The following is a 20,480-nucleotide window of genomic DNA, read 5'->3' as shown; positions in this document are numbered from 1 at the left end:
AATCAGCCTTTTAAAGTTGTTCTTTTGAAATCGACCCTTTAAAATCAGTCTTCAACGATAAAGAGATATTCAGGAGGTATCTTTTCCGCAAGTACGATGTCATCAGTTGCAAGTTTGAGAGAGATCCCATCTTCCTGAGCTTTAAAGGCATCGATTTGAAGGATGACAGGGCTTTCAGTATGAATAAGAGACACTTCTACTGCTTTTTCATACGAAGTGCTGAGATGGACATATCTTTGCTTTATTGGAAATATTCCGTTCTCCAGCAGAACATCAACTTCTTCAGGGCTTGCCCCATAATACAGATATGGAGAATCGCTTTCCCTGTAATCCAGATCAATATTGACAGAGTGCCCGTAACGTGCCCTGATTCTTGAATTGCGGATCTCGTACCTTCCTTTTTCATCAGATTCTACAAGCGCGTAAAGGTATTCCTTCCTCATCCAGTTGTATCGCTTTCTCATAACGTCACAGAAATCGTTGATATTAACCCAGCCGAATCTGTCCATTTCAACTCCCGCAGATTCCGGGAAATGTCTGAGAGCACCAGATACAAACCTGCCAAGCTTTTCTTCCTTGTTATCGTCCAGCAGGTATCTTCCAGGGCGTTTACACTGCAGACAGCTGCCTCCTCTAAAATAGCCGTGCTCAGTGCATTTTCGAATCATGATATCACGTACATAATGAAACTTTACTATAAATAAGGTTTTGTTTTAAGTTTTATTTTAACAAAGTTGCAGAGCCAAAATTGTATGTTTCTCAACTATCCTCTACCCCAATTTATTTCCTGAAATTCGCAGGACAGGAAACCTCTGAGTTCTTCAGTACGGCATTCAAGGAAAAATAGTGAATATCAAGCTTTGATTTCAGGATATTTTTAGTTTGAAAGCCAGCGGGAGATAGAATAGATAAGCTCAGGCATGTTTATTAAATGGGCATAGTTTATTAAACGGGCATAGTTTATTAATATTGATTCCGCTTTGTTGAGAAATACTTTCATCTGGCACACGGTAATCTTTAGTAAGACGGCTTGCATATCGTAGCGCAATATATAAAGTACTTCAACAGCCGCGTGTTCAAACTTAAAATCAAAAAGAATAAAAGGGACTTTAGAAGGTATTTGGTTATGATTATTCTTATCATTCATTAAAAGATGTAAGAAAAAGTTAATGTGCGACTTAAGTTAATGTGCTCAGACTTATAAACTTGTAATTTACTAACCTGTAATTTACTTGTCTCTTAACAGTTTTTGAATTTTATGCCATAATGCTAAACCGGATTCAAAGCATTGACCGTCACTAACAGTCACTAACAATCACTAACAATCACTAACAATCACTAACAGTCACTAACAATCACTAATAGTCACTAACAATCACTAACAATCACTAATAGTCACTAACAATCACTAATAGTCACTAACAATTATTGCCACAGGAATTAAGGCAAATAATTGAGGCAAATAATAGACACTGAAAATAGAAATCATATATTAAGGGGATAATATGACAGATATTGAATCAATCTATAATAAACTTAATAACGTTATCAGTAAAGAAGACTTTCTGCAGCGTGTACAGGAAAAGGTCGAAAGCATGGGAGGGCTTTGCGATGAACCTATGGCTGCCATGCTGGTTGCCAATGAACTTGGATTTTCGGATGTAGGTCGGGATAGTGTAAAAGTTGAAAATATTACAGCTGATAGCGGGCAAATTAACTTTGTTGCAAAGGTTGTGTCGGTTTTTGAGATCAAAGAATTCACCCGAAACGACGGGACGATAGGTAGAGTCGGAAATATAATTGTTGGAGATGAAACCGGCAAGATTAAGCTCACTCTCTGGGACAACATGGCAGATCTCATCAAAACTGGAAAAATCGTAGCAGGGCAAACCCTCCAGATCAGCGGCTATGCGAAGCAAGGATACTCAGGAGTGGAAGTCAATGTCGGAAATAATGGAGTCCTGGCCGAGAGTGAAGAAGAAATCGATGTAGCTGCCAACAACCAGAAAATAAAGGATATAAAGGACGGCATGGGAGACCTGAATTTGACAGGAAAAGTCCTGGAAATTTCAGAGATAAGGACCTTCCAGCGAAAAGACGGGACCAATGGAAAGGTAGGAAATCTGCTTCTTGGAGACAGTACAGGCACAGTCAGGGTGACCCTCTGGGACGACAGGACTGAGTTTATGAACCAGGTAGAATATGGAGACACTGTGGAGCTGGTCAGTGCTTATGCGCGGGAGAATGCCTTTACCCAGAAAGTTGAGTTGCAGGTGGGAAACCGAAGTATAATAAAGAAAAGTGAGAAAAAAATCGAGTACGAAGAGGAATTTACCCCAATTGAGGATATCGGGGCTGATATGAACAATATTAACGTTTCCGGTAGAGTTCTTGATATAGGGGAAATCCGGACCTTTGAGAAAAAAGACGGGTCTGCCGGAAGAGTCGGAAATCTTCTTCTTGGTGATTCCACTGGAAAAATCAGGCTGACTCTATGGGATGAAAAAACCAGTTTTCTGGATGAAATCGACTTTGACGAGACCATAGAGGTACTTCATGCTTACTCTCGTGAAAATGCCTTCAACCAGCAGGTGGAACTCAACATGGGAAGCCGGGGAATAATCCAGAAGAGTGAAAAGGAGATTGAGTACAGAGAAAAGTTTACGGATATCGCTGATATTATCCCTGGGGAAAACTATTCGGTTCAGGGTAAGGTTTCCGAAATAGGGGAACTCCGCGAGTTTGAAAGGGAAGATGGAACCGAGAATGTGGTTGCAAATCTCCAAATAAAAGACGAAACCGGCAGCATAAGGCTAACTCTCTGGGGAGAACAGGCTTATGTGATCGAAGATCTTGATATTGACTCCGAAATCCAGGTCATTAATGCATATTCGAAGTATGGCCTGAATGAAGAAATCGAGCTGAGTATTGGGAACCGAAGCAGAGTAATTATGCTTTAATCACTTTCCCTTTTTCGGGTTCGGATCGGGCTTCTGCTTCTGGTTTACTCCTCAAGCCATACTTTTTAAGGTAAAAACTTATAAAGTGCGTTCCAGTGGAAATAAAGGGGTCTGAAAAATTTCTTGTGAGAGAAATAGAAAGCATTACAAATATAATTTGGATTTTTTGAAACTGTATAAGCCTATTTTCTAAAGTATACTTCTTTTCTGCACTTCTTTCTAATACTTCTTCCAGAAGATTGAATCTTTTTCATTCTCAGCAAAAACCTCCAGTGGAAATAGGGGGGTTCTGAAAAATTTCCTCCGTGATTTCCTCAAGCTTTTTACTATGAGATTTACCATAAGCAAACTAACTGGAGATTTAAAGTGAATGCGCTTGACTTCATGCAAATTTATGTTCTCTACAAAAAAAGTAAATGCCGTTATTATTATGTACCATTGAATCATAATATAAGCTGTAAAAAAAGTCCGAAAATTATGGGGAAAACATCTTAGAGGAAGCGGACAAAAAAAGAAATCCGGGACAATGGGCCTCACCGGAGTATTATCTTTAAAAAGCTAATGATTGCAAGGCCTAAACTGGAGGGAAAACTAAAGCGATCTTGAACGTTTTTCCACAGGACACTTGATACCTGAAGAGCTTTTTCGAAATTTTAGTATAAATTATATTTTAAATAATATATTATAAGTTTATATATTATACGTTGTCTAACATTATCTAACATTATCTAAAATTATCTAAAATTATCTGTAAATTTTATATTGTGAATTGCCGAATTACGGAATGAAAGGGGGAACGGCGGTAGATGGCAGATGGACCTAGAAGGGGCACCGATGCTGAGAGAGATATAGATACTGGTATTCACAGCAGAGAGATTGAAAGAGAGGTCTCAGTTGCTGAAGTCATGAATAAAGCAGTCATAATAATGGACATTAATTCAGACATTCCTGCCATTGCAAGGGAAATGGTCAGCCGTGATGCAGGAAGCGTCATTATTACAGAAAATGGCAAAGCCATGGGAATTATAACTGAAAGGGACTTTGTAAAGGGTATTGTTACAGAAGATAGAAAACCAGGTGAGGTAAAGGCAAGTGAAATCCTCTCAACCCCCTTAATAACTGTAAAGCCTGAAACAAGTGTAATAAAAACTTCTGAGATCATGTTAAAGGCGAATATTAAAAGGTTGCCAGTCCTGGAAAACGGTACAATAATAGGAGTGGTTTCGAATACTGATATTCTGATGGTTACACCCGGGCTCAGCACCATACTCAAAGATCTTATTGATATGAACCGGGAAGCTCTCCTCTCCACTCCTTCAGTTGAAGAGATTACAGAGGAGTTCATCACAGGAATATGTGAATCCTGTTTTTATCACTCAGCAGACCTTAAATTAGTTGACGGCATGTATTTATGCGAAAACTGTCGGCAAGAAGAAGGGGAGAATTACGAATGAATTACAATCTTGAAATCTCGACTTTCAAATATTCGGTCTTAAAGAAAGCACAGGAAGGTAAACAATGAATGTCAGCGAGATTATGTCAGAAGGGCCTATAAGTATCAAAGAAGGAGACTTTGTAACTCACGCCCGTCAGCTGATGCGCGATTACCTTCTTCGAAGCCTTGTTGTTGTTGACGAAGAGAACAGGCTTGTGGGAATGCTAAGTGACCAGGATATCTTGAGGGTTACCTCTACACGCTCAAATGTCACAGTAGACGGGTATGCAAGCCAATCCCCGACAGTCACTCCGGATATGGATGTCATGAAAGCTGCAAGGTTAATAGTGCAATCGAAACAGAATAGGGTCCCGGTTGTTAAATCAACTGCTGACCATACGGTTGTCGGCGTCCTGAGTAATGTGGATATTCTTAGAAACGTGGAGCTTCCGAAAAATCTTCCCAAAACCATACAGGAGATTATGACAAAAAAAGTTGAAATCTGCTCTCCAGAAGAAAGAGTGGCAAAGATTTGGGGGCGTATGCTTGAGACAGATTACACGGGTATTCCTGTAGCTTCAAAAACAGGGGAGCCCATAGGGATGATAACCAGAAGGGACATCATCAAATCAGGAGCTGTGCGGATATCCGTAGAAGACGATCGAGCGACAAGGCCCAATGACAGTCCGAAGGTTGAAACGGTAATGTCAACTCCCACATATACTATTTCAGAAAGCGATTCCGTCCGGAGTGCAATTGAGATGATTATTCACTATGATATCGGGAGGGTCACTGTAGTGAATGAACATGGAAAAGTATCCGGAATTGCTGACAGACAGGATCTTCTGAAGTCTATTGTCAATGTATGGACTGAACAACCCTCAGATAATCGCTTTTGAAATTAACTTTCTACTTTAAAGCTCCGTGAATTGTGAAAACTGGCCAGAAAATTAATGTAAAAAATAAATGGCAGTTTTCATGCAAAAAGATTATAACATCAAAGACTATCATCAATAATAATTATAAATCCACAAATAAAGTAAACCTTTCGGAAAGATTCGGGAGAAATTGCTTTCAGGTTTTGTTTTTTCCAGTAGCAAACCTGGGTTTGCTGAGAAGTAAGCTGCACGCTCCAGGGAAACTCCTGCAAGCTGCAGGAAGAGAAAAACGGCATATGAAAAAAGCAATTAACTGCAACTCGAATTCGGTGATTCCATTGGACAAAAATATGACATTTAAATCTGTCGACAAGATGAAGATTCAGCCAGGTGTGAGCAAATCCAAGAAAGCGCAGCAGAAAGACCCGCACACGATTAGCAGCATGGGCACTATGCGAATAGGTCCTGAGTTTAAATCCCGCATTTCAGAACATGAGGGAAAAATCCTGGCTCTGGCAACAAGAAATGTAGTAACCCTCCCTCCAACCGCAAAAATAATGGATGCAATCAGGATTATGACTGAAAAGAGGTTCAGGCGCATTCCTATTACAAACGCCGGTACGCGGAGACTGGAAGGGGTAGTTACTTCCGTAGATATTATCGATTTTCTGGGGGGCGGAAAAAAGAATCTGCTCGTTGAAAACCGCTTCAAAGGTAACCTTCTGGCTGCAATCAACGAAGAAGTACGACAAATCATGGAAACTGACATTCCCTATCTTTATGACCAGGCTGACTTTAAAGACGCTGTTTCAACAATGATTGAAAGAAGAACAGGCGGTCTGCCAATCGTGAACAGTGACATGCAGGTCGTTGCAATCTTTACCGAAAGGAATGCACTTGAATTGATGGGCGGAATCGTGACAAACCGAACTGTTGATGAATATATGACCGAGAACGTCAGAATGGTCTCAACTGATACCCCCATTGGACAGGCAGCAAAAATAATGGTAGAGAACAGGCTTCGAAGGCTTCCTGTAGTCAAGGACGGCATCTTCGCAGGAATTATCACGTCCTCTGATATTATCCATTTCCTTGGAAAGGGGGAAGCCTTCAGTAAGCTGACAACAGGAAACATTCACGAGGCTCTAGACCGGCCTGTAGGTTCTATTGTCTCAAGAGAGCTGATATGGACTGGTCCAGGCACAGACCTGGGAAAAGCAATGGAAATAATGCTTGAGAAAAAGATAGGTTCACTTCCGGTCCTGGATAATGGGCTGCTCCGCGGCATTATTACTGAAAGAGACCTTCTGAGATCTCTTAAATGAATTCTAGGAATAATCAATTGATTAGAGATTCAAATTGATTAGACCTCATCCAGGCTGGTTAAAGTTGATTCAAGCTGGTTCAAGTCGGTTCAAGCTGATTCAAGCTGATTCAAGCTGATTCAAGCCGATACAAGTTGATTCAAGCTGGTTCAAACTGTCACGGAACTTAACGAAGTTTAGCGAAAATTAAAGTTGAACTGAGCCCGAGAAACTTTCGGGCTTAAGTTTTAAGAGATTAAGATTCCAGGAGATTAAGATTCCAGGAGACTAAGGTTCCAGGAGACTTGAAGAAAAGGAAAATTTTCTAGCTGGATAGATCAAGAAGTAAGCCTACAATTTGTGGATAGGTCGAAAAGTAAGCTGTACATTGAGTACTCAGGATTTGAAGTGTAGCTCATTAAAATAAAAACTTTCTAAAATAAGAACCTTTTAAAATAATTCTCGCTTCAACAAGAGGTACTGGTTACTTCCCTGAAATTTCACCGAGTACAGCTAAAAACTGTAACTTTTGCTTCCGATTCAAAAAGTATAATTATTGACACTTATATATTGTAAAAGTGAAGGAGGTACTTCATGAATGTAGCGAACATCATGAGTTCACCTGTGTACGTCGTAAATACAGATGAACCCGTGTCACGTGCGAGAAAACTGATGTTAAGGCATAAAATCAGTACGTTGCTCGTCCTCAATGAGGGCAAAATAGTGGGAATCGTTACAAAATCAGACATCACTAACCGTCTGGCTCAGGCTGAACCTCTATGGAGGAGGAGGCCAATAGATCAAATCCCTATCAAGTTATTGATGACTGAATCGGTCATTAGCATCTATCCTGAAGCCTCTATTTCCCAAGCAGCTGCCTTAATGCTTGAGAACGGGGTGCATACTATCCCGGTTGTAAAGAACGATATTGTAGGTATTATCACCAGGACAGATCTTGTGCGCTTTGTTGCGGAAAATGACGAGGAAATGAAAACAAAAATCTCTAAATTAATGACTGAAGATATTATTTCTGTTCACAGGCATCATACTATCAACCATGTAATTGACGAAATGAACAGAAATAACATCGAAAGAGTGATTGTTAAAGACGATGCAGGAAAGCCTGTAGGAATTATTTCCAGCAGAAGCCTTGCCTTAAACCTCTTAACTGATTTTCAAGGCGAACTTTCCACGAAAAACATCAAGATGACTCGCAAATCCTCTCCTGGGGGCCAGAAGACCTATAGATATGTAAAAGAGTTACCCTTGACCGCAGAAGACATCATGATATCTCCAATAAACTCCATTGATTCAAATGAAGATATCAGTGCAGCCGCCAAAAAGATGATTGAAAATGGAGTGACTGCATTACCTGTCAGTGATGGAGAAGATATAGTGGGCATAATAAGCAGAACCGATATCATGAAAGCCATCCTCTGAAACACCGCAGTGGAGGTACATACTGCGAAAGAACCAATTAACAGCGATAGACAAATCATCCAAATGTAAGAAAAGAATGCGGAATTAAACCGTAGGAAACGGATGAAGAAAACACGTAAAGAATTACGAAAAATATAATTAAAAATTCTGGATACGCATGAGGTGAATTACATGCAAGCTAAAGACATGATGGTACAGCCATACAGGATTGATAAGTCAGACACCATATCTCACGCTCTGGATCTAATGGAAAAGAAAAACACAAAACGTCTGCTGGTAGTTCATGACGATCAGATAATCGGTGTACTTACAATGAGAAGTCTGACAGAGCAGCTCGGGACTCGCAAGAAACTGAGCAAACCTGCATCCTCTCTGCATGTTGCAACAGCCGTATCCGACAATTTTGTAAAGGTTCTGCCTGATACCGATACCAGGGATGTTCTTACCCTGATGAAAAAGACTGGTGGCGTAATTATTGTCACTGATAATGGAAAAGCCCTGGGTTGGGTGACACCCCAGGAATTCATGGAACTAAATCACTTCACAGGCTTTGTCGGGGAAGTAATGGAAAAAAATCCTGTAGTAATCAGTTCATCCGATAGGGTTAGCCATGCTAGGCGAGTTATCCTGGACAAAGATGTAGGAAGGCTGCCAGTACTTGAAAACGGAAAACTTGTAGGCATTATTGCTGAAGACGATATTGCCTTTGCCATGCGTTCTTTCAGGGATCTGGTGGCTGATAATCAGCAGGATTCAAGGATCAAGAACCTATTGGTAGGGGATATTATGACCCGTAGTGTGATTAGTGTCTATACCAATACTCCACTTGAAGAAGCTGTCAGGACAATGCTAGAACACGATGTAGGAGGTGTTCCAGTCCTTAGCCTGGATGATGAACTTGCTGGTTTCCTGGCCCGCAGAAATGTAATAAATACACTTGAGAAGTAAGCTCAAAACCAGAGAAAGAGAGAGAGAAAAAACTTAATTGAAATCCTGAAAGCCAGTAATTAAAAAAAGGCCTGCTTTCTTAAACAGGCCTTTTTTGAATTTCTGCACTTTCTCTTGGACCTATTTCTTGCTTTAAAACAAATTTTACTTTAATCCGATTTAGGAAGGATTCCTATTTTACGATGAATCTCTCTTTAAGAAGAATTCGATTTTTCAATGAATTTCTCTTTACAAGCTGTCTCAAAACTCAAGCCATTTCTACAATTGGACTATGGATAATATTTACTTTAAATACATCGAAGCTATTTTTCCAAACTTTAGATATGGATTAACTTTACAGTCAAATATAATATATCAATTGTAGAATCAAGTTTACTTTTGAGACTGCCTGTTTAAGAAGATTCGATTTTAAAACAATTCCCCTTTTAGAATGATTTTTTCATTTAGAATACTTTCCTATTTTTAGAAAGATCTATCTCCACCGATGAGGCCTCCCAGAATACCAGTTCCAGCAACGCCGGTCTGTTCGTCCCTGTGACTATAAGCAGAAGCTGCAAAGATTCTGTCAGCAAGGCGGGAGAAAGGAAGGCTCTGCATATATACTGTGCCCGGACCTGTAAGGGTTGCAAGAACAACTCCTTCACCACCGAAAAGGGCATTTTTAAAGTTCCTTGACCAGGTTATATCATATGTTACGGTTTCGGTGAAAGCTGCCACACAGCCTGTGTCAACACGATAAGTCTCACCAACCGCCAGGTCTTTTCTTATAACTGTGCCCCCGATATGGAGAAAGGCCAGACCGTCACCTGTCAGTCTCTGCAGGATAAAACCTTCGCCACCGAAGAATCCTGCTCCAAGCTTGCGGGTGAAAGCTACTTCTATTTCTACTCCGCGAGCAGCACAGAGAAATGAATCTTTCTGACAGAGGAGACTGCCTCCAAACTTTGTGAGGTCAAGGGGAATAATCTTTCCCGGATAAGGAGCCGCAAAAGCTACATGTCCCTTTCCAGAACCTTTTTGAACAAAGCTTGTAATGAAGAAACTTTCCCCTGTCAGGGCCCTTTTAAGTCCTTTTTTGAGACCTCCGAAAAATCCACCACCTTCGTTACCCATACTGGTCTGCATCTCAATTCCGGGCCCCATGTATGCCATAGCCCCGGCTTCTGCCTGAACAGCTTCATTCGGATCAAGCTCAATTTCAACGATCTGCATATCGTCGCCGATAATCTCGTAGTCGATTTCATCTGCCATATTATACTCTCCAACCTTTTTGTAAGCTTAGATGTAATAAAATTAGAAACAAATTAGAACCGAATACTTAAAAACATTTTTAATGGACTAAATCATTTTTAAATTATTTCATGAAAACAGGTTATTGTGAAGACAGGTTATTGTGAAGACAGGTTATTGTGAAGACAGGTTATTGTGAAGACAGGTTATTGTGAAGACAGATGTAGATATTCTGATACATGCCTGATAACGACAACTTATTTCAGGCGTGAAAACAGATAAATAAACATGAGTAGAGAGGGGAACGAGGAAATAGATCCTCAATTTATAGTTAAGCTTGCCAGTTTCCTGGGATTCGATAAAGAAAGGGTTCAGCACCTTTTTGAGAAAAACTATCTTGCCCAGAATTGGGGAAAATATGAATATCTGTTCCGTTTCGATAAGGAGATCTCCCATATAGAGAGGGGAACTGTGCTTTATGAGAAAGACGATTCTTTCGAAATCATAATGGGTTTCCCGAAAATCCGGAGAGCAATGGTACTGGACACCACGATTAAAAAGCACTTCAGCGGCCTTGAAAAAGTGGCTGTGGAAGAAAAGATGAATGGGTATAATGTCCGCATAGCGATTGCAAAAGACGAAATTCTTGCAATTACCCGAAGCGGATATATCTGTCCCTATACGACTCAAAAAGCAAAAGAGAAATTGAACCTGAAGTTTTTTGACGATTTCCCTGAACTTGTACTTTATGGAGAGATGATAGGTCCGGACAATCCTTATGTCCCTAAAGATATCTATGGCATCGATTCAGTAGAGTTTTATATTTTTGATATCCGGGAGAAAAATAGCGGTAAGCCTCTCCCAATAAGCCGGAAACAGGAAATTTTGGAAAAGTACGGCTTTTTCCAGGTAAAGTTTTTCAAAGAAATTCCTCTGGAAAGTGCTGCTGAAGAAATTGGAAAAATCATCCGGGAACTCGGAGAAAAAGAACATGAAGGCGTCGTAATAAAAGACCCGGAAATGGTTCTTTCTCCGTTAAAATATACCTCTTCCCAGAGTAATTGCTCGGATCTCAGACATGCCTTTAAGTTTTACAATGAGACCGGCAGAGACTATATGCTTTCCCGAATTGTCAGAGAAGGTTTTCAAACAGTTGAATGGAACGAAGATAAGGCCGAGTTTGAAAAACGCTGCATGCAGCTAGGGAAGAGTATACTTGGCCCTCTCAGTGAATCCATTCTGAGTGTAAAAAACGGTCAGCGGTTATATGAAGAAGCAAAGATCCGGGTAAGGGATCTAAAAACTGCAGCCGAGTTCGAAGATTATCTTAAAAGACTCGGGATAGATGCAATTTTTGAAGAGCCTCAGTTAGTAGGAGAAGAGTATCTGGTAATTATAAAAAAGATTAACAAAAGCACCAACGATAAAACTCAAGCAATGTGGCAGGGTGAAACCTGGTAATCTTTCCCTGCCAGATTGTGTTTTAAGATTTGAATTTTGAATAGTTTTTTTCAGAGTGTTTCGAAAAGAAATATATTACAGTATAATTATACCAGATGCAGGTTCAGAGTTATAATACCCTGTAAATTCAGAGTCATAATACACTGTAAATTCAGAGTTATCAATAGCACATAGATCAAGGAATTGCAAGACACTATAAGGAATTAAAAGGAATTAAAAGGAATTAAAAGGAATTAAAAGGAATTAAAAGGAATTAAAAGGAATTAAAAGGAATTAAAAGGAATTAAAAGGAATTAAAAGGAATTAAAAGGAATTAAAAGGAATTAAAAGGAATTACAAGAAATTACAAGAAATTAAAAGAAATTAAAAGAAATTAAAAGGAATTACAAGAGATTACAAGGAACTAAAAGAAATTAAAAGGAATTACAAGAAATTAAAAGAAATTACAAAAAATTAGAAGGAATCCAGTATGACAAATGTTGCAATTATCGGGACGGAAAAAAGTGGAAGAACCTCCCTTGCCGCAAACCTGGGGAAAAAAGGAACATCCTCCGACATAACTATGTATAATAATGCTAAGGAGAGCCGGAAAATGGTTTTTGTAGACTCGCACGGCTATCCTAAAGCTTTAAAATCCCTGATTACGGTACTGAATATTTCAGATATGGCAGTCCTCTGTGTCCCTCCTGATGGCCTTGATAGGAATAATCCTGCAAGTGTTCATACCGGAGAATGCATTGTTGCCCTGGATCTGCTCGGCTTTAAGCATGGAATAATTGCCCTGACAAAGTCCGACAGTACACATATGTATGCAATCGATGAGCTGATAAAGAAAATAAAACTGATGACCGCAGGCACTTCCCTTCAGGATTGGGAATGTATTTCCCTGAATACCAATAAAAGTGCAAAAGATCCTTTTGAGGGTGTGGAAGACCTCAAAGCCAAAATTTCCGAGATCTCGGAAAAAATCGAAGCCGAACAGGCTGAGTTGAATAGTCTGCCTACAAGAGTGTTTATAGATCATGCGTTCAATGTTACTGGAAAAGGCTGCGTTGTTCTTGGAGTTGTCAAACAGGGGATTTCAAAAGACAAGGACAAAACCAAAATTTTCCCGATGGACAGAGACATTGAAATCCGATCCATCCAGAGCCACGATGTGGATATTGAAAGTGCACCCACAGGCACCAGAGTAGGAATGCGTCTTAAAAACGTGCAGGCCAAAGATATAGAAAGGGGATTTATCATCTCCGATAAAGAAATCATAAGTACTGATTATGTCCTTGAATGCACCATCTCAAGATTCACACGAGCAATTGAAACCTCAAGTGTGCTTCATCTCTTTGTTGGCCTGCAGTCCGAACCTGTACGTGTGGAGAAGATCCTGGTTGATGGGAAGGAAGTAAAAGAAGCAAAGCCTGGCAGTACCTGCGTGATGGAACTTTTAGGTAACAAAAAAGTAGCTTACAGTAAAGAAGACCGTTTCCTGCTGGCAAACCTTGACATTCCCCAGAGATTTGCAGGCTATGGCTTTACAAAATAACTATTTTATAAATTTATATACATAATTTTTAAGGGTAGAATATGGAGAAAAATTCAGGAAAAAAGGATTTGGGAAAAAAGGATTTAGGAAAAAGGGATTTAGGAAAAGATGATTCAAGAAAAAATGAAGCTACTTGTGAAGACGTGGAGAGTACAGTAAGAGATAAGACTCTTTATGGAAATGTTTTTCATAGAAATGTCTGTTGGCAGCGTTCTTACCAGAAACCTGAAGGTGAAGAGCTTATCATAGCACTGTACGGCAGCCTAAGAAATGGGCTTTACAATAGCCGCCGTTTTGATCTGCAAAATAGGTCAGAGTTTCTTGGTACAACAACAGTAAGAGGGTACGCTCTTTACTCCCTGGGCCCTTATCCAGGCATCTATCCCTTGGAAAATTCCTGTGTTGTAGCTGAAGTACGCAGGTTTTCAGGAAAACAGCAGCTTGAAATTGCCAAATCAATTGATTATATGGAACTTTTCGGAGGATACCACAGGGAGTATGTAGATCTGGAAATTGGTGAGCAGAAATTTAGAGGCTTTATTTACGTTTATGATGAGAAACCTGAATCGGAAAGAATCGAGCATGGTGACTGGGCCAGATACTTGAATGAAAAAGAACCACAGGAATGAAACAATTAAGAAAGTGAATAATACTACCAAAACACACATGAAATTCTTCTAATCACAGGCACAAAGAAATGAAAGTACTTGAAAGAATTTTCATGCTAAACATTACGAAGAATTCCCACCATGGCGTAAGTTATTAATAGGGAATTCAAAAAAGGATTTTAGAATGAACAACAGCTGAGCATTCTGTTTTATTGAAAGATGTTAACGGTTAATCGTAGATAGAGAGTTGTGGTTAATCGCAAATAGAGAGTTGTTTAACGGTTAATCGTAGAGATAGAGAGTTGTGGTTAATCGCAAATAGAGAGTTGTTTAACGGTTAATCGTAGAGATAGAGAGTTGTGGTTAATCGCAAATATAAGAGTCCGTGAATAAGTCCGTAAATAAATCCATGATGGTGGAAAAGAGGGCTCATTTATGAATTTTATAGATATTCTAGAGTTTACAAAGAAACCGCAAATCTATGCAGAAGGAAACGCTGTTATGTGGACAGATGACCACATTTCAAAGCAGCTGTTGAATATCCATTTGAACCCGGATATTGATCTGGCAAGCCGGAAAAAAGCAAGTATAGAGAGTACCGTGGACTGGATTTTAAACTCCGTCAATCAGGAAAAAATGAATATTCTTGATCTGGGATGCGGACCCGGATTGTATGCTGAGGTTATGGCAAAGAGGGGACATAAAGTAACAGGTGTCGATTTCTCAAAGAATTCAATCGAATATGCCAGAAATGAAGCCATAAAGAAAAACCTGGATATAGAATACATAAACCAGAATTACCTCGAACTATGTGAAGAGAATAAATATGACCTTGCAATGATGATTTTTACTGATTTTGGCGTCTTAACACCAGTTGCAAGAAGGACTTTATTACAGAATACTTACAGAGCTTTAAAGCCTAAAGGAATTTTCATTTTTGATGTTCTCAGCGATAAAGACATCGAATTGAAAGTTGCTGAAAAATCCTGGGAAATGGAAGAATGTGGCTTTTGGAAAGATAGACCATACCTTGTTCTTTCAGACTCCTATTATTATCCGATGGACAAAGTGATATTGTACCAGCACATCGTAATCGATAATTCTGACAATTTCAATGTATATCGTTTTTGGACTCACTTCTTTACGTCTGATGACCTGAAGAAAATTCTGGAACAGGAAGGCTTTAAACAGGTCGAGTGCTATGATGACGTCTTGCCAGATACTGATCTCTGGAATGGAAATAATGTTATCTTTTGCAAGGCAACTAAAAAGTAATTTAAATAGTATCATCAGAAAGACGAGTTATGGAAATATAGGGGAAAAATAATTTCAAGAGGTTCTTCAGAAAGATGAGTTATGAAAATATAGGGAAAAAAATAATTTGAAAGAAGTAAAAAATGGGAAACAGAGCCTCAAAAACTCACAAGTTCCTTATCACAAATTCCTTAAAAACTCGAGGCTCTTGATCCCTTCTTCTACTGAACTCATTTCAGTAACAAAGATTCCTTCATAGTTTGAGAGCTTCTCCATAACCTGTTTCCAGTTAATATTACCCTCTCCAATAGGTAAATGTTCATCTTTTTTTCCCATATTATCATGGATGTGCACATGGGAAATACGATTGCTTAACTGATCCAGAAAATCGTCAATAAGCCCTAATGTGTTTGCGTGTCCGACATCGAAGGTGAAACCTACATTATGGCTTCCAATGGATTCAAGCATCTCAAGCATCTCGTCGGGATATTTTCCAAAGATCTTAGGCATGTCGGGCATATTTTCGACAGCAACAAGGATTCCGAAATCCGCAGCGAAGTCACAGATTTCCTGGAGAGAAGCAAGATTGGTAAAATAAGCTTCCTGTGGAACCTGCGCACCATAAGGAGAAAGATAACCAGGGTGTACTACAGCAAGATTGACATAGTTAGAGGCAAGAGTGAGGTAGTGCTTCATCTGCCTGATAACTTCTGTCCTGATTGAGTAATTCAGACCTGCCAGATTCATATCCGAGAAAGGTAGGTGCAGAGTTAGCTCGAGACCTGTGGTTTCACTGATATTTTTCAAATTCTGAATGTTCTTACTGTTCAGGCACTGAGAACCTTCCTGTACGACTTCCCAACCGGTGTATCCATGGTCTTCGAGCGTGTAAGCCCATTTGAAAGGGTCTTCAATGACTGCACGCGAAGAATAGCTGATTCTGTGCAATTGCATGATGAAAGTTCATTCCTTTTCATTTATCAATATACATCATCTAGCGAGAACTGAGATATATTTAACTGAATTATTTTAATGAACTATTATTAGCCCAGTTTTACAAAATATTAAAGATGTTAAATATTAAAAATGTATTAAAAATGTATTAAAAATATATTTTGAATATATTAAAAATTGATTAAAAATGGATTAAAAGGTTACAAAGAAAATGTATGTTGTGTAAAACATGTTAAAGCCCTTCAATTCCTCTCCACATAGTCCATTTCTACCTCAACAACAGGCTTTCCATCTTCAGTAAGGGGCAAAAGCCATTCAAAAAGCCTTTCCATTTCTTCCTGAGAGTCGGCCCTGATAATGATTTCAATAGATCCAAGAGATTCTTCCTGCGCAGGAACACTGGGAATTCCGACAAAAGCAGCCTGTTTATTGAGCGAAAAACGAACCGAAAGCCCGTCGCTGGACAAACCTTTGCTGAAAGCTTTGTTGCGGACGCTATCTATAATTTCTTCCCTGCGAATGAGCCAATGCAGGGTTTGCAGAACATCAATTCCCCCTTCCCCTGAAAAGAAAAAGGAAGGAGAAACTCCCGTTTCTGAACCAGTGATTTCAATATCTTTCTTCTCAAGTTCAATATCAGTAAAAAGAGACGAGACTGCTTTGACAACCTTTTCCGAGTCTTCTGTAGGATATACAGCTGCTGAAACCTTAACATGTATCATAAATCTACTCCAGTAATTTAAAAAGGATTTATTCCGGAATTTTGAATTTTTTTCAGAAATATATTTGAGAGTGTTACTTCGCGGGAGTTTTTCCAAAGTAGTTGCTCAAAACTTCAACAACATCCTTTTTGAAAATTTCCAGAGTGGAATTATTTTCAATTTCAATATTCGATGCTTCTATAGCTTCTCCCATCCCCCAGCCGAGTTCTCGTTCGTCCCGGTTGCGGAGACCTTCTATACTGTTCATATCATCGCTTCTTCCTCGTTTCTGAACTCTAGAAAAGCGAATTTCAATAGGAGCATAAATCGAAATTAGAATAAAACCTTCTCCGAATTCTCGCCTGAAGCATTCCACTTCGGCAATTCCACGCACCCCATCCACAACAATAAGGTCAGAGCCGGCATCCCTGATTTGGGAAGTACAGCGTACTGCGACTGCATCCATACCCTCGCATTTGCGAAGTTGTGTTGCAACCATTCCGGTATTGGAATCATTGGGTTCAAGCCCGCGCTTTGAAACTTCCTTCCGGATCACATCACCCATGTTAATAACGGGAATACCCATTTCAGCAGCAATTCTGGCAGCTTCCGACTTTCCAGATGCTGGCATGCCTACGAACGCTATTATCTTCATCAAAAATTACCCTTTAAACTTTAATTAAACTTAAACTATTAATATGAGCCATTAAACCTGAATTATTAACTTGAATTACTGGATCGTGAATCATTGGACTTGAATTATTTAAGCAATAATCATTGGATTTGAATTATCTAAGCAATAATCATTGGATTTGAATTATCTAAGCAATAATCATTGGACTTGAATTATTTAAGCAATAATCATTGGATCTGAATTATCTAAGCAATAATCATTGGATCTGAATTGCCTAAGCAATAATCATTGGATTTGAATTGTCTAATTTGTTTAATATTAGATTATTGGGTTTGTACTATTGAATTATTAGATTTGAACAGAAACCTGAGTATATTGAATCCTAATTTCAAAGGTGGATAGAGATAAAATTATAAATTAAATAGTAAGTTGAATAATCGAATCCATAAGCTAACATAAGATAATATGATTCTAGTCAAATCACAGGATCGTATATATTATTTCCTGAAAACTAACACATGAATGATAAAAATAAGCTGGAGCACGAAAAAAACTGAAAAACTGAGAGAAAACTGAGAGTAGAGAAAGGGCAAAGAAAGGCAAAAACCTGAAGTAAGGGAAGTTAGAGAAGACTTAAAGACCTAAAATAAGAAAAGTTAAAAGAAGTTATGGAAACCCCGAAAAAGTGAGAAGTTAGCAGGTAGGCCAAAAAACCAGGATGGAGAATATAAAAAGTCTCATCCTTGTGAAAACATGCCTCATTCTTATGAAAACGTCTTTATGAAAACGTCTTGCTGAAAACATCTTTAGAAAAACGTCTTTACAAAAACGTCTTTACAAAAACGTCTTTACGAAAACGTCTTTACGAAAACGTCTTTACGAAAACATCTTGCTGAAAACTGATGCCTTGAAATCTACCAGAGGTTTGAGCCTGTAATCCTCAAGAAGTACTTTACGGGTGCTTTCGACTGGAACGCTCAGTGAAATTTCTTTCGTTCGACCATAGCGACCTTTACTTACAACCACTGCGTTGACTATTCCCAGCATATCAAGTTCGGACATGAGATCAGTAACCCTGCGCTGGGTAAGAATATCCACGTCAATATGGTGGCAGAGCTGGCGGTAAACATTGTACATCTCGCCTGTTGTGACATTTTTACCTTCTCTGCCTCTACTCCGCAAAAGAATGATACTATAGAGTACGAGTTTGGACTGGGTTGGAAGGGTTCTTACCACTTCGACTACGCGGTCAACTTCGATTTTTTCTTGAGCGCGCCTTACGTGCTCTTCAAGAACCTGAGGCTGATTTTCCCTTTCTGCAATTTCCCCCGAGACCCTTAGGAGGTCAAGTGCGCGCCTTGCATCGCCGTGTTCCTGAGCTGCAAAAGCGGCGCATAAGGGAATTACCATCTCACCAAGAGCACCGTCGGTGTAGGCCATTTTTGCTCTTTGTTTCAGGATATCGCTTATCTGTTCAGCGTCATAAGGAGGAAAGATAAGTTCTTCTTCACCCAGGGAACTTTTGACCCTGGGGTCCAGAAATTCCGTGAATTTAAGATCGTTTGAAACGCCGATCATACTGACTTTGGCTCTCTGCAAGTCTGTATTGATTCTCGACAGGTTATAAAGAACATCATCGCCTTTTTTTATCAGCTTATCGATTTCGTCCAGAATTATGACAATGACCTGCTCTCTGGAATCTATTGCCTCCTTGAATTTCATGAAGACCTGATCAGTAGGCCATCCGGTCATCGGAACTTCTTCTTCAAAATGTCTGGCAAGATTTGCAAGGAGCCGGTACTGTGTATCGATTACTTCACAATTAATATAAACAACCGAGCAGAAAAGGGATTTGTCTTCACTTACCCTTTCAAGTTCTTTTCCAACATAACGGGTAACAGCGGTTTTTCCTGTCCCGGTTTTCCCATAAATAAGTACATTGGAAGGAGTTTCTCCTCGGAGTGCAGAAACCAGGATTGTCGCAAGACTGTTAATTTGCTCATTTCTGTGCAATAAAAGGTCAGGCGTATAAGAAGGCCGAAGTACTTCTTTATTTTTGAAAATTGATTTTCCGTCAAGTAATTTTTCGAATAAGCCGTCTAATGATTGAGCTTTTATCATGAAGATCCTCTATAAAAATTATGATATTAAGCATTTAAGAAATTAAGATACTTCTAACGCAGATAATTAATACAATGCAAACCATTGCATGTCAAATTAATGGATACAGTAGATACAGTAATTTTACTAAGTAAGTTAGATATAATAAATTAATATAGTTGAAAAACTCTGTATACTTTTTCTTTGAATTACTTTAATATTTATTTTTGTAATAATGATTTTTAGTTTTTTAATTTTAAATGTTTTGATTTTAAATGTTTTACTAATTTTAAGTGCTTTTAATTTTAAGCGTTTTACTAATTTTAAGTGTTTTTAATCTCAAACGTTTTACTGTTACCTGAAATCAGGAGGAATTTTTACAGTCTGCAGTCAATTTAATCCTCCTGATCCGCATCTATTAAGTATTGTGTTTTTAGAGCTTCCTTTTCAAATGCCTGACAATTATAACCGCAACTATTTGACAAGCTTTAGACTGATTTTACAATAGCCGTTCAGCGGTTTTCAATAATTTGTGTAATGGTTATCAAGGGATTTTAGGAGGCTGTAAATGTGGTTTCATGTAAGGGATATTTGGAAAGAGGGAGAGAGGGAAAGGGGGAAAGGTTAAACTCTCAACTCCGAAATTTTAACTTTCAATATCTGGAACTAAAGTTCATTTTAGGATTTCTGAGATTTTACTCCATCATTATTTGTGCCTTTATGAAAAACCCTATATATCCTGCTAATAAGGAGAAAGGGATAGAAGAGACATATTGCTTATAATTAATGCCTGAAACCCTTATTTTCTACTAGCTAATGATAAAATGGCGGGCGAGTTTTAAGTATTAAGATACCTCGCCTACCAGATAAAATCTATATTCCATATCTTCTTTTGTTGAAATTTTAGGTGAAATTGGTTTATAAACAAGTGAATTTAAGCTATATTTGCAGTAGATGCAATGGAAGTACACCGTATTAATTGTTATGGTAAAGACCCCCTGATTTCCACTGGAAATATTTTATACCTTAAATA

16 protein-coding genes are annotated in these 20,480 nt (G+C 38.8%); 10 read left to right on the top strand and 6 right to left on the bottom strand.

Annotated elements, in window-relative coordinates; genetic code table 11:
• Window positions 1-44: 44 nt before the first annotated feature.
• Window positions 45-668: an RNA 2'-phosphotransferase gene (locus tag MSVAZ_RS00280; RefSeq protein ID WP_048116607.1), complete on the bottom strand. Its 624-nt coding sequence runs from the start codon at window positions 666-668 to the stop codon at window positions 45-47.
• An 837-nt stretch (window positions 669-1,505) separates the two neighbouring features.
• On the opposite strand from MSVAZ_RS00280, the gene MSVAZ_RS00275 reads away from it, so the two are divergent.
• The 6 genes from MSVAZ_RS00275 (at window position 1,506) to MSVAZ_RS00250 (ending at window position 8,965) form a co-directional block, all read left to right on the top strand.
• Window positions 1,506-2,960, top strand: coding sequence for an OB-fold nucleic acid binding domain-containing protein (locus MSVAZ_RS00275; protein ID WP_048116604.1), 1,455 nt, complete (start codon window positions 1,506-1,508; stop codon window positions 2,958-2,960).
• A gap of 806 nt (window positions 2,961-3,766) precedes the next feature.
• The gene (locus MSVAZ_RS00270; RefSeq protein WP_048116601.1) at window positions 3,767-4,414 is read left to right on the top strand and encodes a CBS domain-containing protein; all 648 of its coding nucleotides are present in this window, start codon (window positions 3,767-3,769) and stop codon (window positions 4,412-4,414) included.
• 64 nt (window positions 4,415-4,478) lie between these two features.
• Window positions 4,479-5,294 carry a CBS domain-containing protein gene (locus tag MSVAZ_RS00265; RefSeq protein WP_048116598.1) on the top strand — a complete coding sequence of 272 codons (816 nt, stop codon included), beginning with the start codon at window positions 4,479-4,481 and terminating at the stop codon, window positions 5,292-5,294.
• 182 nt (window positions 5,295-5,476) lie between these two features.
• Complete coding sequence (locus MSVAZ_RS00260) at window positions 5,477-6,598, top strand: CBS domain-containing protein (protein ID WP_232316158.1); 1,122 nt, start codon at window positions 5,477-5,479, stop codon at window positions 6,596-6,598.
• Between the two features lie 573 nt (window positions 6,599-7,171).
• On the top strand, window positions 7,172-8,017 hold the full coding sequence (locus MSVAZ_RS00255; protein WP_048116595.1) for a CBS domain-containing protein: 846 nt from the start codon (window positions 7,172-7,174) through the stop codon (window positions 8,015-8,017).
• 171 nt (window positions 8,018-8,188) lie between these two features.
• Window positions 8,189-8,965, top strand: a complete 777-nt coding sequence (locus tag MSVAZ_RS00250; protein ID WP_048116592.1) for a CBS domain-containing protein — start codon at window positions 8,189-8,191, stop codon at window positions 8,963-8,965.
• A 462-nt stretch (window positions 8,966-9,427) separates the two neighbouring features.
• On the opposite strand, the gene MSVAZ_RS00245 is transcribed toward MSVAZ_RS00250, so the two are convergent.
• On the bottom strand, window positions 9,428-10,216 hold the full coding sequence (locus tag MSVAZ_RS00245; RefSeq protein WP_048116589.1) for a TIGR00266 family protein: 789 nt from the start codon (window positions 10,214-10,216) through the stop codon (window positions 9,428-9,430).
• 267 nt (window positions 10,217-10,483) lie between these two features.
• Between MSVAZ_RS00245 and MSVAZ_RS00240 the strand changes: the two genes are divergently transcribed.
• The 4 genes from MSVAZ_RS00240 (at window position 10,484) to MSVAZ_RS00225 (ending at window position 15,079) form a co-directional block, all read left to right on the top strand.
• Window positions 10,484-11,656, top strand: a complete 1,173-nt coding sequence (locus tag MSVAZ_RS00240) for an RNA ligase (protein WP_048116586.1) — start codon at window positions 10,484-10,486, stop codon at window positions 11,654-11,656.
• A 469-nt stretch (window positions 11,657-12,125) separates the two neighbouring features.
• Window positions 12,126-13,196, top strand: a complete 1,071-nt coding sequence (locus MSVAZ_RS00235; RefSeq protein ID WP_048116583.1) for an elongation factor Tu — start codon at window positions 12,126-12,128, stop codon at window positions 13,194-13,196.
• 41 nt (window positions 13,197-13,237) lie between these two features.
• Window positions 13,238-13,825, top strand: coding sequence for a gamma-glutamylcyclotransferase family protein (locus tag MSVAZ_RS00230; protein WP_232316157.1), 588 nt, complete (start codon window positions 13,238-13,240; stop codon window positions 13,823-13,825).
• A gap of 414 nt (window positions 13,826-14,239) precedes the next feature.
• Window positions 14,240-15,079, top strand: coding sequence for a class I SAM-dependent methyltransferase (locus tag MSVAZ_RS00225; protein WP_048116581.1), 840 nt, complete (start codon window positions 14,240-14,242; stop codon window positions 15,077-15,079).
• 159 nt (window positions 15,080-15,238) lie between these two features.
• Here MSVAZ_RS00225 and MSVAZ_RS00220 read toward each other — a convergent pair whose 3' ends face one another.
• The 4 genes from MSVAZ_RS00220 to MSVAZ_RS00205 all read right to left on the bottom strand — a co-directional run bounded on the left by MSVAZ_RS00220 (window position 15,239) and on the right by MSVAZ_RS00205 (window position 19,468).
• Window positions 15,239-16,012 (bottom strand): sugar phosphate isomerase/epimerase family protein, encoded by a 774-nt coding sequence (locus MSVAZ_RS00220; RefSeq protein WP_048116579.1) that lies wholly within the window; start codon window positions 16,010-16,012, stop codon window positions 15,239-15,241.
• A 242-nt stretch (window positions 16,013-16,254) separates the two neighbouring features.
• Window positions 16,255-16,734: an RNA-binding domain-containing protein gene (locus tag MSVAZ_RS00215; protein WP_048116576.1), complete on the bottom strand. Its 480-nt coding sequence runs from the start codon at window positions 16,732-16,734 to the stop codon at window positions 16,255-16,257.
• Window positions 16,735-16,807: 73 nt separating this feature from the next.
• Window positions 16,808-17,368 carry a dephospho-CoA kinase gene (locus MSVAZ_RS00210; RefSeq protein ID WP_048116573.1) on the bottom strand — a complete coding sequence of 187 codons (561 nt, stop codon included), beginning with the start codon at window positions 17,366-17,368 and terminating at the stop codon, window positions 16,808-16,810.
• Window positions 17,369-18,223: 855 nt separating this feature from the next.
• Window positions 18,224-19,468: an ORC1-type DNA replication protein gene (locus MSVAZ_RS00205; protein ID WP_048116571.1), complete on the bottom strand. Its 1,245-nt coding sequence runs from the start codon at window positions 19,466-19,468 to the stop codon at window positions 18,224-18,226.
• Window positions 19,469-20,480 lie beyond the last annotated feature (1,012 nt).

The sequence above is a fragment of the Methanosarcina vacuolata Z-761 genome (genome assembly GCF_000969905.1).
GTDB lineage: Archaea > Halobacteriota > Methanosarcinia > Methanosarcinales > Methanosarcinaceae > Methanosarcina > Methanosarcina vacuolata.
The sequence above is the reverse complement of the archived record's forward strand: the minus strand, read 5'-3'. Positions and strand labels throughout refer to the sequence as shown.

What these genes read in the sequence shown, in the direction of transcription:
- MSVAZ_RS00280 (WP_048116607.1), bottom strand. Translation starts at nt 668, where the DNA reads ATGATTCGAAAATGCACTGAGCACGGCTATTTTAGAGGAGGCAGCTGT.
- MSVAZ_RS00275 (WP_048116604.1), top strand. Translation starts at nt 1,506, where the DNA reads ATGACAGATATTGAATCAATCTATAATAAACTTAATAACGTTATCAGT.
- MSVAZ_RS00270 (WP_048116601.1), top strand. Translation starts at nt 3,767, where the DNA reads ATGGCAGATGGACCTAGAAGGGGCACCGATGCTGAGAGAGATATAGAT.
- MSVAZ_RS00265 (WP_048116598.1), top strand. Translation starts at nt 4,479, where the DNA reads ATGAATGTCAGCGAGATTATGTCAGAAGGGCCTATAAGTATCAAAGAA.
- MSVAZ_RS00255 (WP_048116595.1), top strand. Translation starts at nt 7,172, where the DNA reads ATGAATGTAGCGAACATCATGAGTTCACCTGTGTACGTCGTAAATACA.
- MSVAZ_RS00250 (WP_048116592.1), top strand. Translation starts at nt 8,189, where the DNA reads ATGCAAGCTAAAGACATGATGGTACAGCCATACAGGATTGATAAGTCA.
- MSVAZ_RS00245 (WP_048116589.1), bottom strand. Translation starts at nt 10,216, where the DNA reads ATGGCAGATGAAATCGACTACGAGATTATCGGCGACGATATGCAGATC.
- MSVAZ_RS00240 (WP_048116586.1), top strand. Translation starts at nt 10,484, where the DNA reads ATGAGTAGAGAGGGGAACGAGGAAATAGATCCTCAATTTATAGTTAAG.
- MSVAZ_RS00235 (WP_048116583.1), top strand. Translation starts at nt 12,126, where the DNA reads ATGACAAATGTTGCAATTATCGGGACGGAAAAAAGTGGAAGAACCTCC.
- MSVAZ_RS00230 (WP_232316157.1), top strand. Translation starts at nt 13,238, where the DNA reads ATGGAGAAAAATTCAGGAAAAAAGGATTTGGGAAAAAAGGATTTAGGA.
- MSVAZ_RS00225 (WP_048116581.1), top strand. Translation starts at nt 14,240, where the DNA reads ATGAATTTTATAGATATTCTAGAGTTTACAAAGAAACCGCAAATCTAT.
- MSVAZ_RS00220 (WP_048116579.1), bottom strand. Translation starts at nt 16,012, where the DNA reads ATGCAATTGCACAGAATCAGCTATTCTTCGCGTGCAGTCATTGAAGAC.
- MSVAZ_RS00215 (WP_048116576.1), bottom strand. Translation starts at nt 16,734, where the DNA reads ATGATACATGTTAAGGTTTCAGCAGCTGTATATCCTACAGAAGACTCG.
- MSVAZ_RS00210 (WP_048116573.1), bottom strand. Translation starts at nt 17,368, where the DNA reads ATGAAGATAATAGCGTTCGTAGGCATGCCAGCATCTGGAAAGTCGGAA.
- MSVAZ_RS00205 (WP_048116571.1), bottom strand. Translation starts at nt 19,468, where the DNA reads ATGATAAAAGCTCAATCATTAGACGGCTTATTCGAAAAATTACTTGAC.